The organism is Corynebacterium belfantii, from assembly GCF_041898185.1.
Taxonomy (GTDB): Bacteria; Actinomycetota; Actinomycetes; order Mycobacteriales; family Mycobacteriaceae; genus Corynebacterium; species Corynebacterium belfantii.
This window is the reverse complement of sequence record NZ_CP157823.1, coordinates 1,631,673-1,648,335: the sequence shown is the minus strand read 5'-3', so window position 1 is coordinate 1,648,335 and position 16,663 is coordinate 1,631,673. Positions and strand designations below refer to the sequence as shown.

The window sequence follows — 16,663 nt, the reverse complement described above, 5'->3', positions numbered from 1 at the left end:
CGTTCGCTGTGAGCGAGAATCCTCGTAAAAGGTGGCTGCACCACCAAGAAACTGGAAGAATGTGTAATAACGATGACAAATAATACTTTTAAAAACTCGGAACCTGGCGCACAGTCTCATATTCTTGCTGGTCAAGGGGAGAAAAACTATAGCTCACATGATGAGCTTTTGGCACGTGCATTTCGCGATCATAAACCTGTGAGCCGCTCTGCGGATGACGGCGAGGACTTTACTGACTTGATTGTGGCAAAATCGGTGTCGGAAGGGCATAAGAATGTGTCTGACCACACACCGACTGTCGGCGAATTAGATCTGGAAGCTCGATCGAGTTTAAGGTCGTTGACGCGTGGCTCAGAGATCCATGCAACCGATCAGGATGACGGTTATGACGTCGAATATCGTAAGTTACGCTTGGAACGTGTCATCCTAGTAGGGGTGTGGACCAAGGGGACGACTGCAGAGATCGAAGCGAATATGAATGAATTGGCTTCGCTGGCGGAGACTGCGGGTGCAGACGTGGTCGAAGTCTTGTACCAAAAGCGTGATAAGCCCGACCCAGGAACTTATATCGGTTCCGGCAAGGTGTCGGAACTCAAAGAAATTGTGGCGTCGACAGGCGTCGATACGGTTATTTGCGACGGTGAGCTTTCGCCGAGTCAGATGATTGCTCTGGAAAAGGCCCTCGATATCAAAGTCATCGATCGTACAATGTTGATTTTGGACATTTTCGCTCAACATGCGAAATCTAAAGAAGGCAAAGCCCAAGTAAGCTTGGCTCAGATGGAGTACCTCATTACTCGAGTTCGTGGTTGGGGTGGGGCGCTATCGCGTCAGGCTGGTGGTCGTGCCGGATCCAATGGCGGTGTTGGTCTTCGTGGTCCTGGTGAGACAAAGATCGAAGCAGATCGGCGACGCTTGCGTTCTGATATGGCTAAACTGCGCAAAGAGATCGCGGGTATGAAGACGGCTCGTGAGGTGAAACGGTCGCAGCGAAAGCAGTCAACGATTCCTCAAATTGCCATTGCTGGATATACCAATGCTGGAAAATCTTCACTTATCAACGCTATGACCGGTGCTGGTGTCTTGGTAGAAGATGCTTTGTTTGCAACATTGGACCCAACAACACGACGTGCGGAGCTTGCAGATGGTCGCGCAGTTGTGTTTACGGATACGGTTGGCTTTGTGCGTCACCTTCCGACTCAATTAGTCGAGTCGTTTAGATCCACTTTGGAAGAGGTCGTTGATGCTGATCTTGTCCTCCATGTTGTTGATGGGTCTGATCCATTTCCGCTCAAACAAATCGAAGCCGTTAATACGGTGGTATCGGAAATTGTTCGTGAACTTAAGGTAGATGCACCTCCAGAGATCATTGTGGTTAATAAAATTGACCAAGCTGATCCATTAGTTTTGGCTGAGTTGCGTCATGCTCTTGATGATGTGGTCTTCGTATCTGCGAAGACAGCAGAAGGAATACCCGAGCTAGAGATGCGGGTAGAACAGTTTCTTAATACCCTCGATACTCATGTGCGCTTGCTCGTTCCATACACCCGTGGAGATATCGTGTCGCGTCTCCACAGTAATGGCACGGTTCTCAGCGAAGAATATGAAGCAGAAGGTACGCTTATCGACGTCCGGTTACCAGCTGCTATTGCGGCGGAACTGAGTGAGTTACGAGTCGATTAAGCACCTGACTTCATTTGCAATGGGGTAGCCCCATGATGTTGTATTTGTTTTATTCCTTGTTTGGGAGCCATAATGAGGTTTCGTGAGCACAGCATCTTGGGGTTGGACCCTACACGGAGATGGCAAGACCATCGCACCAGGCGCAGTTGTTGCACCTGAGGAACGGCTCAGTTGGAGCCGAACCATTGGCATTGGAATGCAACATGTGATCGCTATGTTTGGCGCTACATTGTTGGTTCCAACCCTCACTGGATTTCCTGTCAACACCACCTTGCTATTCTCCGGAATTAGCACGATGGTGTTTCTTCTTATTACGAGGAATCGTCTTCCTTCGTATCTGGGAAGTTCCTTTGGATTCATCGCACCTTTGATGGCTTCTCAAGGAGAAGGGATTGGCGTACAACTCGGTGGCGTTGTTGCGACTGGCCTTGCCTTAATCCTAGTGGGCTTTATTGTTAAAGCCGCAGGCAGGAAAGTAATTGATTTGGTTATGCCGCCTGCAGTAACTGGCGCCATTGTTGCCTTGATCGGCCTCAACTTAGCTCCAAGCGCAGCTGGAAACTTTCAATCGCAGCCCTTAGTTGCAGTTGTAACACTAGCGAGCATTTTGCTTTTTACGGTTGCCGGACGTGGGATGGTTGCTCGCCTAGGAATTCTTATTGGTGTAATTATTGGTTGGGTTTTTGCCGCTGTTACCGGCAACCTTGCTGAAGGTGCGAGTGATAGTGTTCGCGAGGCAGCTTGGATTGGTTTCCCACAATTTCATACGCCCGAATTTACAACACACGCTATTTTAGTAACGCTGCCAGTTGTTATTGTTTTGATTGCTGAAAACGTTGGACATGTCAAAGCCGTGAGCGAAATGACGGGGCGTAACCTTGATGATTTAGCTGGTGATGCTTTGATTGCAGACGGTATCGGAACAACCTTTGCCGGTGCGTTCGGTGGCTCAGGAACAACAACATATGCCGAAAACATCGGTGTCATGGCGGCTACGAAAGTCTATTCCACAGCGGCATATTGGGTAGCAGCGCTTACAGCTGTGGTGCTTGCATTCATTCCAAAATTTGGAGCCCTAATTTTTACTATTCCAACTGGAGTTCTTGGTGGCGCTGCATTAGTTCTTTACGGATTGATCGGCATGCTCGGTGTTCGTATCTGGCAAGACAATAAGGTTAACTTCAATAACCCAGTTAACCTCACAGCAGCAGCCGTGGCGCTTATCGCCGGTATCGGTAATCTCACCTTAGTGATTGGTGGAATTGAGCTTCAAGGAATCGTGTGGGGTTCAATGGGTATTATCGTCTTCTATCCTGTATTCAAGTGGTTGTATCTTCGTGTGGGCGAAGGAAACAACGCACGTTTCTAATAAAAATTGTGCCCGAAAACCTGAGGGGTTTTCGGGCACAATTTTGCTATTTACGTGTATTTAACCGCTGTGGCCCTTGAGCATATCTTCAAAATTAGTCAATTCGTTCAAAGGATCGGAACCGGTATAACGTTTACGAACGTTTTGTCCTTCAGCGGTGACACCACCTAGTCCACCAACGTTGCCAGATTCCTCGACAATGAGGCTTGCAAGTTCTCCTGCTGCACGAGCGATTCGTTTATTGAATTCCGCTCCTTCTGGTCCACCGAAATCTTCGGTAGCTGCAAAAACTCCAGTGGGGACTACTACCGCCCGCATATATGATAACAATGGACGTAGCGCATAATCGAGAACCAAAGAATGTCGCGTAGTACCAGCCGTAGCAGCGATAATAGTGGGCATACCGGTCAGGGCATCCGTATCAAGTACGTCGAAGAACATCTTGAATAAACCGGTGTAGCTAGCTTTAAAGACAGGCGTCGCTACAACAAGCCCATCTGAAGCGGATAGAGCTGACGTAATCTCTTCTAATTTAGTCGTGTGTACCCCAGTCGTCATAGCTGGCATGAGATCTGGGATAAGTTCACTTAGCTCGATTGTGGAAACACTGAGGGCTTCGCCGCAGGCAGAAACTGCTGCGGTTACAGCTTCAGATATTGAGTCTGCGATCTGGCGGGTTGATGAGGGGGTGCTAAGACCTGCGGAAATGACTGTCAGTGTACGCATAATGTATTTTTACCTTCTCCTTTTACGTTTATCCAAGGAATCTTGATGGTTCGTACACCTATTGCGCGGATGTTTTACCTGGTTCAACTAAAAAGTGCGGGTGCTCCGGGTGAGCTTTGAGGAACGAGTGGCTTGGGGATCAGAAGGAACATCATCAGGTCGACGTTCTTCCATGCGGCGACGAAGCTCGGGAAAAACTTGAGTGCCTAAGATTTCGATTTGGTTAAGAACAACTTCAAGAGGTAGCTCAGCGTGGTCGATAAGGAAGAGCTGACGCTGGTATTCACCAACCCAATCAGCGAACTGCATAGTACGTTCGATGATTTGTTCAACAGTGCCAACGGTCAACGGTGTAAGTTCTATGAACTCTTCGAGGTTTGGTCCGTGCCCATAAACCGGTGCATTGTCAAAGTAAGGACGGAAGAATTTCTTTGCCTCTGCCTCAGCCTCACCGATGAATACTTGCCCACCGATTCCGACGATGGCCTGATCTGCGTGACCATGTCCGTACTTTTCAAAACGCTGGCGGTAAATATTAACCATTTGAGCAGTGTGCTCTTTATTGGCTCTTCCGGTTTTAGAGTGCATTGATTAGTTCGCCGGAGGTTCGGGCGTGGCACAAGATACTAGGGTTCTTGGCTTTGTAGGAAAAAGGGTGTCTAAACCATCCGTACAAAACCACGGACCTACAGTGCAGCCCAACCGAAATGCCATCGTCGATACCATCTACCGCACCGCAGAACTAGGAGAAACTATTACCAGGGCCGCAGAACACGGTGATAGTTACCGTCATCGAAGCCGAGCCCATCAATGAATGCCCCAAGTGCGGGCAGCCTAAAGTAATCCGCGACCACGTCATCCGCAGCCTAGTCTGAAGTGCCCCGGGTTTTGTTCCTAGGCGTTTGCCTTGATTTCTATTATTTCCTGTGGCGGGTTCTGCTTCCAAAAATCGGTTTCGACCTCGACCGGGGTTCGGTATCCCAAGCTTTGGTGGAGTCTATCTTCGTTCCACCATGACACCCACTCGAACGTCGCGATTTCCACCTCGACAACATCATCCCACCTGCGGGTATGGATCAGCTCGTTGTTGTGAGGGGCCATTAACGTTTTCTGCCAGAGCATTGTCATAAGAATCCCCGACAGTTCCGGTGGAAGCGGTAATCCCGTGCTGGGCAAGTCGCTCGTTGTAGACCACGCTGACATACTGTGAGCCGTGATCTAAATGGTGAATGAGCCCTGTTGTTTGTTCAGCACACTTGGGTCGCCTGGTTAAGAGCTTGCAGCGGCAACACCTGAAGTCCGCATGGAGTCTGATAACGCCCACCCAACGATCCTCCGGGAGTAAACGTCGGTGACAAACGCGGCGTACACAAAGCCTTTCTTCGTGCGCACATACGTAATATCGGCCACCCACAGTTTATTCGGGCCCGAAGCTTTGAACTCACGCTCGACTAAGTCTGGGCGCAGATCAGGCACATTAGGCTTACGGGTTGTGAGAGGTGATCTGCCTTTGCCTTTGCCAGAAACACCGGCTAGGCACATCAACCGAGCAGTTTGTTCACGACCGATATCAATTCCGTCACGGTAAAGAGCATGCCACATTTTCCGTACACCTAAGACGCTGTAATTATCCCGATGAACAGTTCTAATGCGTTCAATCAGCACAACTGTCACGAAGGCGACGAGCACTTAAGTCCTCGGGCCTTGGACTGGCGATACCCACGCGAGGTGATAAACCCACCAGCCCGGTTATTTTTCAACGCCAGTGCAGATGAACTCGACGGAAAAACTACTCCGGTATTCATCGATGAATCGGATCATTTCTTAACGTTTGGGGTCTGGTTCCGACGCGAAAAAAGCTGAGGCAGCCTTCAGCAGCTCGTTAGTGTCGCGTAGCTCTTGATTTTCACGACGTAGCCTCGCGTTCTCGGCGGCCAAGTCTGCAGGCACAGGTTCTGGGATGTTTCCCGCACGGCGGGCAGGCTTAAGTCCATTGACGGGCCGTGTGCCATGAAACCCCCAGCTTTGGGGCTACTGCCTGGCACGCGGGGTGCATCGACATATTTTCCGCCAAGATGCGGTCTTCCACGAGACGGATCACACGGTCTTTGGCATCCTGGTCAAATTTTCTTGGCATGTTCCAGATTTTCCCGTCTACTCAAACGGAACAAAACCTGGGACACTTCACACTGGTCGCACAACCGACACACATGGCGCGATGGAAACGTCATCCGCCCCGCCCGGCTTCTTGACGTTGCCCCAGGAAGAAACACTGACGTATTGCGAACATGACTAAATAATCAAAGCGAAGTTTCATAATCAGGTCACCATCACCAGCATGGACGGCTTCCAAGGCTATGCCACCGCCGCCGGCGACGTCATTTTCAACACCACCTAAGTCATAGACCTATTCCACGTTGTACGCCTAACCGGTGACAAGCTCACCACGTGTCGCACCAAGCTTTAGTGAGAAACAACAGTCCGGCGCAGCCGGGAGCAAAGACCTGCTCTACCGCAACCGGACAACACTGTTGACCACCCATGCACCTGCTGACCGACAAGCCCCGTAGGAGGCTTGAAAAACTGTTTGACTTCGACGACGGCTATACGCCGCTACAACAGACCTGGAACTACTACCAACAAGCAAGCAGCCAACAAAGCCATGAGCATGCTCATTGACACGTTTGTTGGTATGAAAGACGCTAGGATCGCTGAGATCGCGTAGTTGGGTAGGACCATGAACAAGTGCTGCAAGGACATCCTCGTCTACTTCGACCACTACATCTTGTGGTGCCTGATCCACGCCGTCAACATGCGACACACAATCAGTGCACTCTAAAACCGGAAGAGCCTCTTTATTCCAGAAAATATTGTTATGGAAGAATCCATCGCCATAAAATGCTGCTTGTTCGGCGATCTGTACAGACCGAATTGATCTATGTCATACGAATGGGGAAACGTTGTCTAGCGGTGCTGAAGTAGAGGTGTAGTTCTGTAATGGAGTACGGAATTCACCTTTCCAATTCACCACGGGCTTACGCCATAGCTTACGAAGAAGATGGTAGTTCTCGACAACGAGTGGGATACCTTTTCGGATACTTTTGCCAAACCATGGGTAAACGGGACCGGTGTTTCCGCGCCCCATCATTAGGTCTACGCGTCCACCGGAAAGGTGCTGTAGAAAAGCATAGTCTTCGGTGATTTTTACAGGATCGTTAGTGGTGATCAGGGTGGTGGACGTCAATAGCTGAATATTCTTTGTCTGCGCTGCAATATAAGCCAAATGTGTCGTAGGGGAGGACGGTATAAATGGTGGATTATGATGCTCGCCGGTTGCAAATACATCAAGATCTACTTCTTCAGCCTTTAATGCAATTTGTGTCATTGCGTTAATGCGATCGTGTTCGCTGAGAGTAACTCCGGTGGTGGAGTCTGTCGTAACGTCACCAATGGTGAAAATGCCGAATTGTATGATGTTGGTCCTTTTAAAGGGGTATTCGTGATCTAACACCGGCAATCATATATGACATGTCAACAATGGTCAAGGTTTTCTCTCTCCTTAGAGGCAGTACAGGGGAGGAGTAAATAAAAAAAGAGGAGAACAAGAGTTCTCCTCTTTAAAGTGGTCACGGCGTTGCTTAAACGGCGTCGAGATCCTTTTCGATCAAGGCTGCGATCTTCTCAACAGCCTCAGGGTTTTCGGAGGTGACGGTAACCTTATCGCCCTTCTCTGCGCCCAAAGCCATGATCATAAGAGACGAAGCTGCATCAGTCTCATCATCGTCTTCGCCTTCGATGGTGAGGAATATATCCTCATCAAATTCACCGGCTGCCTCTGCAATAATCGACGCTGGGCGTGCATGCAGGCCGACGGAGGATCCGACAGAAACGGTCTTGGAAGCCATGAACTGGTGTCCTTTCATTTAGCTGTTCGCAGCATCATATCGAAGCTCACGTTACGCGAACAGTGCGATTTTATTACGTACCTCGAGCAACGATACTGCACCGCATCATAGCAGTGGCATCGGTTACCTCTGACACCCCGTGCCAGTTTGAGAGCACCTGTGTCCGATTCTATTCCGAATGTTTATTTTTCGCCATCAATCGGGCATAAATGCAACGACGATTGATGTTCTTTTAGAACACGTCGTTTAGGTCATCGTAACATTTTAACGATACTGACTTGTGTGTTTAGGCGAGCTGTGGATTGGAACGAGCCACATACGCTTTAAGAGAATGACGATGAGCGCGGAAACGATCACGCCAATGAGTAAAGCTAAGAGGAATGTCCACGCTGGAGAGATAGCAAAGAGTACAAAAATTCCGCCATGCGGAGCATGCGAGCCAGTCGCGGTCCCCATGGAAATTGCGCCAGCTGACGCGCCTCCAATCATCAATGACGGTATCACTTTTAATGGATCACCTGCGGCAAAAGGGATCGCTCCTTCAGAAATGAAGGAAAGTCCTAAAAGCCACACTGATTTTCCGTTTTCTCGCTTGGTATCTGTAAACACTTTTTTATCCATAATGGTCGCTAAAGAAAGTGCAATCGGAGGGACCATACCTGCGACCATGGCTGCCGCCATAATATGAAGCGCAGCAGGTTCAATGGTGGATAGGCCTGCGGTAGCAAATAAATATGCTGCTTTATTTACAGGGCCACCGAGGTCGAAACACATCATAAGTCCCAGCACTGCCCCAAGAATGATGGCTGAAGAACCCGATAGTCCTGCTAGCCAGTTTTGGAGGGATAGAAGCAACAATGAAAGGGGTTTGCCCAAAACCAAGAACATGATCAAACCCACAAGAAGGCTGGAAATGAGCGGAACAATTACTACCGGCATAAGCGACGAGATAAGTGCGGGAACCCGCCTCGTAGAAAGCCACCATGCAAGCGTTCCAGACAGTAGCCCGGTGACTAATCCGTCCAAAAATCCTGCGCCAACGAAGACTGATACGGACCGCCGATAAAACCTGGAGCTATTCCTGAGCGTCCAGCGATAGCAAACGCAATGTATCCCGAAAGCGCAGCCACAATAAATTGCATTGACATTGAGCCGATAGCAAAGGCCACAGCGCCAAGATAAAGCAAAAGGCCAGAGCGCTGGAAATGATGCGACTGTCCTGTTGCTATATCGATGACCGCATCGTGGCTGGGCAGATCGGTGAACGAATGCTGAATAGTAATTGCCTGCCATCCAGCAGCTATGTCTTAGCCTTCCAAAAGAAATCCGAGGGCTAATAGTAATCCGCCGGCTGCTACGAACGGAACCATGTAGGAGACACCACTCATCGCAGCGTGGCGCTTTTTCGTTCTAAATCGTAGGCTGTTGCTGAAACACGACGAGTTACATGTGGTCGAACTGTCGTATTTGTTGAAGCATTCTTGAGTGCGATTGCGGCGCTAAGGGTGTCGTTGGGGTCGCGGATAGCTTGTCGTGGGCTGCATTCAAGGATTCGTTTTCCTTTGAATCGCTCACGGTCACGCACTCCCACATCGGTTGCAAAGATAACAACATCAGCTGAAGCGATCTCTTTTTCACTTAATACTGAGTTGTCAGAAGCGCCTTGAGTTTTTACTAACAATGAGACGTCGCCACGTGCTTTCGCGGCTGAAGTAAGCGCATCCGCTGCCATATAGGTATGGGCGATCCCAGTAGGGCATGCGGTTATTGCCGCAATCGTTATAGGAGAACTCGGTGCATTATTTTTTCGCATCGAGTGGAACTGCAATGAGAAAGACTAAATCCACAGCATTTTGGGAACCGTCGAAATTCACTTGTTTGCTTAGTGATACAAAAGCGATCACAGGATGTGCTACGGCTGACGTTCTGCAGTGCGGAATCGCAACGCCTTGGGGGAGTGCGGTGCTGCTAAATTGTTCGTGAGTGAGGGTATCGGCAATCAGCGTGTCGACGTCATCCGTAACTCCAGCCGTTTTCATTACATGGCAAAGCTCCGTGATGATTGATGTTTTATCGCTATCCCAAGCAGGGGTGGGCTAGGAAAGGAGAGTGACAGGTGTGTGATCGACATCGATTTGATGAGGGTATGGCATGTGAGTGCCTGCAAAACTAGCAGCGGCTGCGCCGTAAGCGACAGCCTGAGCTAGGCATTTTTCCGGAGGCAGCCCTTCTTCCGACGCAAGAATAAAACCGGCTAAGGAAGCATCCCCAGCTCCCACTGTAGAAAGAACAATAATGGGTGGGGGCGTAGCTTTCCACGCATGATCTTTAGTGACTAATACGGCGCCAGCAGCACCTAGGGTTACGAGCACCTTTTCAACCCCTTGGAGGATTGCTTTACGGGCTGCGTTGACAACGGGGCCGAAGTTTCCTTGTGCTGCTTCTTTTTCTAAAGCGTATCCATCAAGTCCAACGAGTTGACCAAGTTCCATACCATTGGGTTTTATTAGCGACAATGCACAGTTGCCGAATGATTCCCCAACTTTTTGCAATGGTACGTCGGAAGTGTCAATTGCGATTCGCAACGAGGGGTGGCGAGCATTGAGCAATTTTGTCAGATGTACATACCAGTCAGTAGGAACTCCTGGAGGCAAGGAACCTGCGAGAACTGCCCAAGAACAACGCGCCGTGCGTTCTAGGAGGTTTTTCTCCAAGGCTTGCAACTCATCCTCGTGAATTTGCGGGCCTTGAATATTGAGCTTTGTGGTTGTGCCGTCAGGCTCAGTCACTGTCGTGTTTATTCGCACTTCACCGCGGATTGTTACTCTTTGCGCTGGTATTTGGGACTCACAGATCAGCTTATTAAATGGATCTTCTGGGTGGGCTGGGTAAAGCGCTACGGTGTCTGCTTGTGCCTTTGCTAAAGCAACGGCAACGTTTATCCCCTTTCCTCCTGCAACTGTTTGTACGCCTGATAAGCGTTGTACTGCGCCTCGAGTAAGTACGGAATTTAACTGGAGGGTCTTATCGATGCTGGGATTTGGGGTGAACGTCAGAATCACGGGACCACCACTTGTAAATTCGGTTCGCCAAGCTGGCGGGAAAGCTGAGGAGGGGAGCTGCGATCAGTAACAACAAAGTCAACATCGGCGAGCTGCGCAAAACTGACTGCTGAACTGTGTCCGATTTTTCCGGAATCGCAGAGAATGACAGATGTTTGTGCGTGGGCGATCATCTCGTGCTTCACCTTGGCTTCACGCTCATCTGAAGTTGTAAAACCTTTGTGTGGGTCAATCCCATTGGTTCCCAAAAAGGCGATATCTGCTCGCATAGAATGCAATGTTTCTATGGCGTGTGGGCCAACAATTGCTTGAGTGCGCGCCTTCACAAATCCGCCAACCATGATGACATCAGGAACACCAGCGCTACTCAAAGTTCTCGCGACGTTTGGCGAAGTAGTAACGACGAGCCAATTTTGTCCTAAGTATGTACGGGCTAAAACGTTGGCAAAAGTTTCGGTAGTTGAACCAGCATCTATAAAAATTGATGCTTCCGGGCTAGGAATAAGTGATAGGGCAGTTAAAGCGATGCTTTGCTTGCGTCGTTGGGATTGATGAACAGGCAGATCATCGTCATCGTCTACAGCGAGCACATTGACATTAAGCTTGGGGCTGCCAGAAACGGCTCCTCCGTGAACACGTCGAAGGAGTCCCTGCTGCTCTAGACTTTTCAGGTCACGTCTGATGGTTTCAGGTGTGACATCAAATTGCTGAGCTAGCTGCGTTACACTTGATCGTCCGGTTACATTGGTGAGCGAAACGATGGTTGCTTGACGCAGATTTACTTCTTCTACGGTAGCCACCTTCACTCCTTCATCCAACCAAGAGTTCTTCCAACCCCCAATAGAATTTTTGAGGGCACATTGCAGTTATATAACGGTAAAAATCCTTCGTTTCATGATCTGGCGCCTTGAATGCGCCATGTAAACAAAATATTTGAACTTACACCAAATTTATGCCCACTTCTTTCTGCATGTCAACATTTGTTTGTTGGATTGGTTGCGGAAATGTTGATTTTGTGGTGATGTAGAAGCAGTATTGACTACTCCCGTGAGGATAGGTGGCGAACGTTGAATAACGTGATGACAGATACAATTATTAAGGGTACTGGCGTAGTTTCCGGTGTCCGTTATGCCAAAGCTGTGTGGATTAGCCCGCGGCCAGAGCTGCCCCAGGCAGGAGAGGTTGTTGACGAAGCTGATCGCGCTCAACAGCTAGAAAAGTTCGTTGCTGCGGCAGATGCCGTGGCACAACGCCTTCTTGATCGTTCTGAGCATGCCGAGGGTGCAGCATCGGAGGTGCTGAAAGCTACTGCGGGAATGATCAAAGACCGCGGCTGGCAGAAGGCAGTCAAGAAGGGAATTCAAGGCGGACACCCAGCTGAGTATGCAGTCGTTGCTGCGACCACCAAATTTGTTTCAATGTTTGAAGCAGCAGGCGGAGTAATGGCAGAGCGTACAACAGACCTTCGCGATATTCGCGATCGTGTGATTGCTGAGCTGCGCGGAGATCTTGAACCTGGACTTCCAGATGTTCATGAGCCCGTTGTGCTTTTCGCTGATGATCTATCCCCTGCAGACACTGCAGCCCTGAATACCGACTATTTTGTTGGTCTTGTGACTGGGTTGGGTGGACCAACCAGCCACACAGCGATCATTGCACGCCAGCTCAATGTTCCGTGTATCGTCGCAGCCGGTGAGAAAATTCACAAGATTGAAGTGGGGACAGACGTGCTTATCGACGGCGCGTTGGGCACAGTGACTCTTGACGCAGATCCTGAAACCGCTCGTGCAGCTGAACTGGAATCTCGTATGCTAGCTGAGCGTATCGCACAGTGGAAAGGCCCAGCGGAAACTAAGGACGGTCATCGAGTACAGCTACTTGCGAACGTACAAGATGGAAAAGCAGCTCGGATCGCTGCAACGGAAAGCCAAGCTGAAGGTATTGGGTTATTCCGTACCGAAATGTGCTTCTTAACTGCTACAGAAGAACCAAGTGTTGATGAGCAGGCGGCCGTCTATAAAAAAGTTTTGGAACAATTCCCAGATTCCAAGGTTGTTGTTCGTTCGCTAGATGCAGGTTCTGACAAACCGGTTGCCTTTGCATCTATGGCCGACGAGATGAATCCTGCACTGGGTGTCCGTGGCCTTCGCGTAGCCCGTGCTAATGAGTCATTGTTAACTCGTCAATTGGACGCTATCGCACAAGCCGCTCATGAGCTTGGGCGAGATGAGAATTCCCCAACGTGGGTTATGGCGCCTATGGTCGCTACAACACGAGAGGCACGCTGGTTCGCTGGGCTTTGTGCAGAACGAGGGTTAACCGCTGGTGCAATGATCGAGGTGCCTGCAGCGTCGCTAATGGCAGATAAGCTCATGCCATATCTAGACTTCGTCTCTATCGGTACTAATGATCTCACCCAGTACACCATGGCAGCAGACAGAATGTCTCCTCAACTCGCGTATCTGACAGATCCATGGCAGCCCGCGGTTTTGCGTTTGATTAAACACACTTGTGAAGAAGGCAAGCGTTTTAACACCGCTGTGGGCGTATGCGGAGAGGCAGCAGCAGACCCACTGTTGGCATGTGTTCTCACTGGTTTAGGCGTCAATTCGCTGTCAGCTGCATCGACGGCGATCGCTGGTGTGGGCGCACAATTGGCATCTGTTGATTTTGAAACATGTGTCCGTGCTGCAGAAGCAGCTGTTAATGCCGAAGGTGCAATTGATGCACGAGCGGCTGTGCGTAAGGTATTGCAGCCTTAAGCTCGAGCAACGTTAATGAAGTGGGGCGGGAAGAATAAAAGTTCTTCCCGCCCCACTTCATTAGTTATGATGAGAGAACTTGAGAGATTGAAGCTAGGCTAGGCGATAATGACTTCTACATCACGGTCGCGCAGTGCTTTCACAAAGCTCTCAGGGGCGTTAGCATCAGTGATGATGACATCTATATCAGAAATAGATCCAAAACTTACCAAGTAATCAGTGCCCATTTTGGTTGAATCGCACAAAACAACAACTTTATGTGCATTAGTAATCATTGCAGACTTAATAGCAGCCTCTTGTGAATCTGCAGTCGATAGTCCGTGATCGATTGTCAATGCGTTTGTGCCGATGAAGGCAACATCGGCTCGCATGAGCGCCAAGGTACGAAGAGCAGTATCGCCAACGACGGCTTGGGTAATGGCCCTGACACTGCCTCCGAGTAGTTGGATTTCGTCAAGGCCGGAATTCGCCAAGGTAAGTGCGATTGACAAGCTATTGGTAACGATGGACCAGTGTTTTGCAAATGGTTGGGCTGCTAAGAGTTCAGCTAATGCAGCAGTGGTCGTTCCAGCGTCAAGAAACAGACCTCCTTGAGCTTCAGGAAGATAGCTAAGGGCTGCGTGCGCGATGGAATTTTTAGCACCAGACGCAGAGCGTGATCGCGTATCCAAGCTAAATTCGGCAGTTTGAAATGTTTGGTTTGCTACAGCCCCACCGTGTACTCGGTGGACCACTCCTTCTCTATCTAGGACTGCTAAATCCCTACGGATAGTCTCTGCTGTCACGTCGAAGCGTGCTGCTAGCTCAGTTACATTGACGCGGCCTTCAACTGCAGTCAAAGAGGCAATTTGCCTGCGGCGCTCCTCGGAATACATTGGTTTGACCTTTCGTGGATCAATACATCGGGCAAAGCCGAGATTGAGGACTTTTGGTTTTTGTATTTATCTTCCTTCTATCTTTTCATGCAAAAACCAAAAATGTGCGATCTAGAGTAAAGAAAATTCCCACAATCGGACACGAAACAAACGAATTAGAGGTAAAAACTAACGTAAACAGCGTTTGGTTCAAGAAAAATAAAAAAGTGTGATCTTATACGGAAAACCGAATTCTAGGCCTCTTCGGGGGTGCGTAATGTCTAAAACCCCCTATATTTAGATCAATATACAGGGGGTTTAGGGTTCCTTACCGGAGGATGGATTAGAGCTTTCGGAGGATAGAAACTACTTTGCCCATAATTTCTGCGTGCTCAGCTGGAATGGGGTCAAATGCGTCGTTGTGGGGTAGAAGCCACACTCCAGACGAATCTGAGTGGAATTCTTTTACCGTCGCTTCACCATCAATAAGCGCGGCTACAAATTCCCCTTGTTCTGCAACAGGCTGAGAACGGACGACAACCCAGTCGTGATGCAGGATTCCGGCATCACGCATAGATTCACCCTCAACTTGGAGCATGAAAAGATCACCATCTCCAACGATTTCGGAGGGGAAAGGGAAGTAGCCGTCTACGTTTTCTTCGGCGAGAATTGGATTACCCGCCGCTATGGAACCGACTATTGGTACAAAACTGGTGGGTGAAGTTTCCGCAGGATCGGGACTGATAGTAACCGAAGACTTTTTAGGGCCTGGTTTACGGCCAGGCTTTGAAGGGATCGGGTCGGGAAGCGCGCGGACATCGACTGCACGTGGCTTATTAGGGTCCCTGCGAAGGTAGCCCTTCTTTTCCAGCTCTTTAAGTTGATAGGCAACGGATGAGGTGGATTGCAGGCCTGTGGCATCACCAATCTCTCTAATGCTTGGGGGGTAGCCGCGGAGAGAGACTGCGTCGGTGATAACTTCTAAAATTCGACGTTGACGTTCGGAAAGTTTTCCTATTTGGTTCTTCTTGTTAGAAGATGAATCCTTTGCTGGCATAAGACTTATTTCCTCAAAGTGATCGTGATTTGTTGTGTTTTATTTGCGAATAACGTATCGGCAGTGTTCGAAAAGACTGCCATGGTGATCGAGGGGGGGATGATCGGGCAATGTAGGGATAATAATCGCCTACGACGTTTTATTGGGTTACTGAAAACATTACCTTATTTCGAACAAATCCTACACATTTGTTCGAAATATTCTTAAGGCGTTGACAAGTTTGTTCGAGTGAGTATTATTGACCGTGTAGTAAAATCGAACATGTTGTCGATGTGGCGTGTTGCTTGTAGCGTAGGCGATTGTTCAAATTGAAAGATGTGAGGGAAGTATGTCTATTTCTTATGTTTTACCAGCGTTGAGGTCGCATGATGGACGTCGTGTCGAGGTTGGCCCTGCTTCGGAAATGTGGGATATTTCAGCTTTCGCTTCAGCTGCAAGTGAACAAAGTGTTCGAACTTTAAATCATGTTGGGTCTTATGTCGAAGAGCAAGAAAGCAACCCCAATTTGCATGAGAAAGCAGCGCAGAGCTTCGGATATAAGGTTCGTAATGTTCTAATTGGTGCATTGCTAGGTCTAATTGTTGCTACTTCATTTATTACAGTAGACGGGATGATGCATCCTGAGGAGATGGCTAGCGTGGGCTCCGATGCATCAGCAAAGTGATGGAAGATTTCGCGGTATTAGATTTCCGTACTAATTCGGGGCACGCTATAAGATGTGAGAGTCTGTTTTAGTAACGAAGCGTAAGCGGGGTTGTGTCGTGTACTGTCCTTTTTGTCATAATGATCAGTCTCGTGTGATCGACTCTCGTGTGATTGATTCAGGTTCAGCGATCAGAAGGCGTCGCGAATGCACGCAGTGTAAGAACCGGTTCACTACAGTTGAAAAAGCACAACTTCTAGTAGTCAAACGTAATGGACTTACCGAGCCTTTTAGTAGGGAAAAGGTCATTGTAGGTGTTCGTCGTGCATGCCAAGGCCGAGACGTAAGTGATGATGCATTGAAACGGCTTGCGCAACAAGTAGAAGAGCGAGTCCGTTTGCATGGGAGCTCACAGATTCATGCTAACGAGATCGGCCTCGCTATTTTGGAACCATTGCGTGAACTAGATGAAGTAGCTTATTTGCGATTTGCGTCAGTATATAAATCGTTTGAAAGCGCTGATGATTTCGAATCTGAAATTCGGTTGATGCGGCGACGGGATAGGTCGAGTTAGTCTCAGTTAAATAAGTAGGGGTTCCCAC

Annotated in this window: 16 protein-coding genes and 4 pseudogenes; 7 read left to right on the top strand and 13 right to left on the bottom strand. The window is 49.1% G+C overall.

Annotation, left to right across the window (positions count from 1 at the left end; all coding sequences use genetic code 11):
- Positions 1-72 precede the first annotated feature (72 nt).
- Both hflX and ABMV07_RS08230 read left to right on the top strand, forming a co-directional pair.
- A complete protein-coding gene (gene hflX, locus ABMV07_RS08235) occupies positions 73-1,683 on the top strand; it encodes a GTPase HflX (protein ID WP_197689870.1) in 1,611 nt (536 codons plus the stop codon).
- A gap of 82 nt (positions 1,684-1,765) precedes the next feature.
- Entirely contained in the window at positions 1,766-3,052 is a 1,287-nt protein-coding gene (locus ABMV07_RS08230; protein WP_088266443.1) for a uracil-xanthine permease family protein, read from the top strand.
- 60 nt (positions 3,053-3,112) lie between these two features.
- Here ABMV07_RS08230 and ABMV07_RS08225 read toward each other — a convergent pair whose 3' ends face one another.
- Together ABMV07_RS08225 and ABMV07_RS08220 are read right to left on the bottom strand one after the other, a co-directional pair.
- On the bottom strand, positions 3,113-3,778 hold the full coding sequence (locus tag ABMV07_RS08225; RefSeq protein WP_196981717.1) for an FMN reductase: 666 nt from the start codon (positions 3,776-3,778) through the stop codon (positions 3,113-3,115).
- 58 nt (positions 3,779-3,836) lie between these two features.
- Positions 3,837-4,342, bottom strand: a pseudogene (locus tag ABMV07_RS08220) (5,10-methylene tetrahydromethanopterin reductase); the annotation flags it as partial.
- Positions 4,343-4,433: 91 nt separating this feature from the next.
- On the opposite strand from ABMV07_RS08220, the gene ABMV07_RS08215 reads away from it, so the two are divergent.
- Positions 4,434-4,592 carry a hypothetical protein gene (locus tag ABMV07_RS08215; protein ID WP_234917947.1) on the top strand — a complete coding sequence of 53 codons (159 nt, stop codon included), beginning with the start codon at positions 4,434-4,436 and terminating at the stop codon, positions 4,590-4,592.
- Between the two features lie 80 nt (positions 4,593-4,672).
- Here ABMV07_RS08215 and ABMV07_RS08210 read toward each other — a convergent pair whose 3' ends face one another.
- From ABMV07_RS08210 to ABMV07_RS08195, 4 genes and pseudogenes are all read right to left on the bottom strand, one after another.
- Complete coding sequence (locus tag ABMV07_RS08210; RefSeq protein WP_374065018.1) at positions 4,673-4,879, bottom strand: integrase core domain-containing protein; 207 nt, start codon at positions 4,877-4,879, stop codon at positions 4,673-4,675.
- The gene (locus ABMV07_RS08205; RefSeq protein WP_374064502.1) at positions 4,833-4,973 is read right to left on the bottom strand and encodes a hypothetical protein; all 141 of its coding nucleotides are present in this window, start codon (positions 4,971-4,973) and stop codon (positions 4,833-4,835) included. Before ABMV07_RS08205 ends, ABMV07_RS08210 begins: the two co-directional genes overlap by 47 nt.
- 74 nt (positions 4,974-5,047) lie before the next feature.
- Positions 5,048-5,467 (bottom strand): DDE-type integrase/transposase/recombinase, encoded by a 420-nt coding sequence (locus ABMV07_RS08200; protein ID WP_374064511.1) that lies wholly within the window; start codon positions 5,465-5,467, stop codon positions 5,048-5,050.
- 295 nt (positions 5,468-5,762) lie between these two features.
- A pseudogene (locus ABMV07_RS08195) lies at positions 5,763-5,961 on the bottom strand (hypothetical protein).
- A 404-nt stretch (positions 5,962-6,365) separates the two neighbouring features.
- Between ABMV07_RS08195 and ABMV07_RS08190 the strand changes: the two are divergent.
- Positions 6,366-6,503 carry a hypothetical protein gene (locus ABMV07_RS08190; RefSeq protein ID WP_374065037.1) on the top strand — a complete coding sequence of 46 codons (138 nt, stop codon included), beginning with the start codon at positions 6,366-6,368 and terminating at the stop codon, positions 6,501-6,503.
- Positions 6,504-6,629: 126 nt separating this feature from the next.
- Here the strand turns inward: ABMV07_RS08190 and ABMV07_RS08185 are convergent.
- From ABMV07_RS08185 to ABMV07_RS08165, 5 genes and pseudogenes are all read right to left on the bottom strand, one after another.
- Positions 6,630-7,250, bottom strand: a pseudogene (locus ABMV07_RS08185) (LLM class flavin-dependent oxidoreductase); the annotation flags it as partial.
- A 166-nt stretch (positions 7,251-7,416) separates the two neighbouring features.
- Positions 7,417-7,683, bottom strand: a complete 267-nt coding sequence (locus ABMV07_RS08180) for an HPr family phosphocarrier protein (protein ID WP_003851840.1) — start codon at positions 7,681-7,683, stop codon at positions 7,417-7,419.
- A gap of 264 nt (positions 7,684-7,947) precedes the next feature.
- Positions 7,948-9,779, bottom strand: a pseudogene (locus ABMV07_RS08175) (fructose-specific PTS transporter subunit EIIC); the annotation flags it as partial.
- Positions 9,780-10,745, bottom strand: coding sequence for a 1-phosphofructokinase (gene pfkB / locus ABMV07_RS08170; RefSeq protein WP_197692104.1), 966 nt, complete (start codon positions 10,743-10,745; stop codon positions 9,780-9,782).
- Complete coding sequence (locus tag ABMV07_RS08165; protein WP_088267736.1) at positions 10,742-11,545, bottom strand: DeoR/GlpR family DNA-binding transcription regulator; 804 nt, start codon at positions 11,543-11,545, stop codon at positions 10,742-10,744. The genes pfkB and ABMV07_RS08165 overlap by 4 nt, the downstream gene beginning before the upstream one ends.
- A 279-nt stretch (positions 11,546-11,824) precedes the next feature.
- On the opposite strand from ABMV07_RS08165, the gene ptsP reads away from it, so the two are divergent.
- Positions 11,825-13,507 carry a phosphoenolpyruvate--protein phosphotransferase gene (gene ptsP, locus ABMV07_RS08160; RefSeq protein WP_088267735.1) on the top strand — a complete coding sequence of 561 codons (1,683 nt, stop codon included), beginning with the start codon at positions 11,825-11,827 and terminating at the stop codon, positions 13,505-13,507.
- 98 nt (positions 13,508-13,605) lie between these two features.
- On the opposite strand, the gene ABMV07_RS08155 is transcribed toward ptsP, so the two are convergent.
- Together ABMV07_RS08155 and lexA are read right to left on the bottom strand one after the other, a co-directional pair.
- Complete coding sequence (locus tag ABMV07_RS08155; protein WP_003851826.1) at positions 13,606-14,382, bottom strand: DeoR/GlpR family DNA-binding transcription regulator; 777 nt, start codon at positions 14,380-14,382, stop codon at positions 13,606-13,608.
- Between the two features lie 322 nt (positions 14,383-14,704).
- Positions 14,705-15,418 (bottom strand): transcriptional repressor LexA, encoded by a 714-nt coding sequence (gene lexA, locus ABMV07_RS08150; RefSeq protein ID WP_374064510.1) that lies wholly within the window; start codon positions 15,416-15,418, stop codon positions 14,705-14,707.
- A gap of 328 nt (positions 15,419-15,746) precedes the next feature.
- Here lexA and ABMV07_RS08145 point away from each other — a divergent pair, with 328 nt between their 5' ends.
- Positions 15,747-16,082 (top strand): cell wall hydrolase, encoded by a 336-nt coding sequence (locus tag ABMV07_RS08145; RefSeq protein ID WP_088267733.1) that lies wholly within the window; start codon positions 15,747-15,749, stop codon positions 16,080-16,082.
- A 97-nt stretch (positions 16,083-16,179) separates the two neighbouring features.
- The gene (nrdR, locus tag ABMV07_RS08140) at positions 16,180-16,635 is read left to right on the top strand and encodes a transcriptional regulator NrdR (protein WP_088267732.1); all 456 of its coding nucleotides are present in this window, start codon (positions 16,180-16,182) and stop codon (positions 16,633-16,635) included.
- Positions 16,636-16,663 lie beyond the last annotated feature (28 nt).

Bases quoted from the DNA above. Each gene is read 5' to 3' on its own strand.
- hflX (WP_197689870.1), top strand. From the start codon at position 73: ATGACAAATAATACTTTTAAAAACTCGGAACCTGGCGCACAGTCTCAT.
- ABMV07_RS08225 (WP_196981717.1), bottom strand. From the start codon at position 3,778: ATGCGTACACTGACAGTCATTTCCGCAGGTCTTAGCACCCCCTCATCA.
- ABMV07_RS08210 (WP_374065018.1), bottom strand. From the start codon at position 4,879: ATGGCCCCTCACAACAACGAGCTGATCCATACCCGCAGGTGGGATGAT.
- ABMV07_RS08180 (WP_003851840.1), bottom strand. From the start codon at position 7,683: ATGGCTTCCAAGACCGTTTCTGTCGGATCCTCCGTCGGCCTGCATGCA.
- ptsP (WP_088267735.1), top strand. From the start codon at position 11,825: ATGACAGATACAATTATTAAGGGTACTGGCGTAGTTTCCGGTGTCCGT.
- ABMV07_RS08155 (WP_003851826.1), bottom strand. From the start codon at position 14,382: ATGTATTCCGAGGAGCGCCGCAGGCAAATTGCCTCTTTGACTGCAGTT.
- lexA (WP_374064510.1), bottom strand. From the start codon at position 15,418: ATGCCAGCAAAGGATTCATCTTCTAACAAGAAGAACCAAATAGGAAAA.
- ABMV07_RS08145 (WP_088267733.1), top strand. From the start codon at position 15,747: ATGTCTATTTCTTATGTTTTACCAGCGTTGAGGTCGCATGATGGACGT.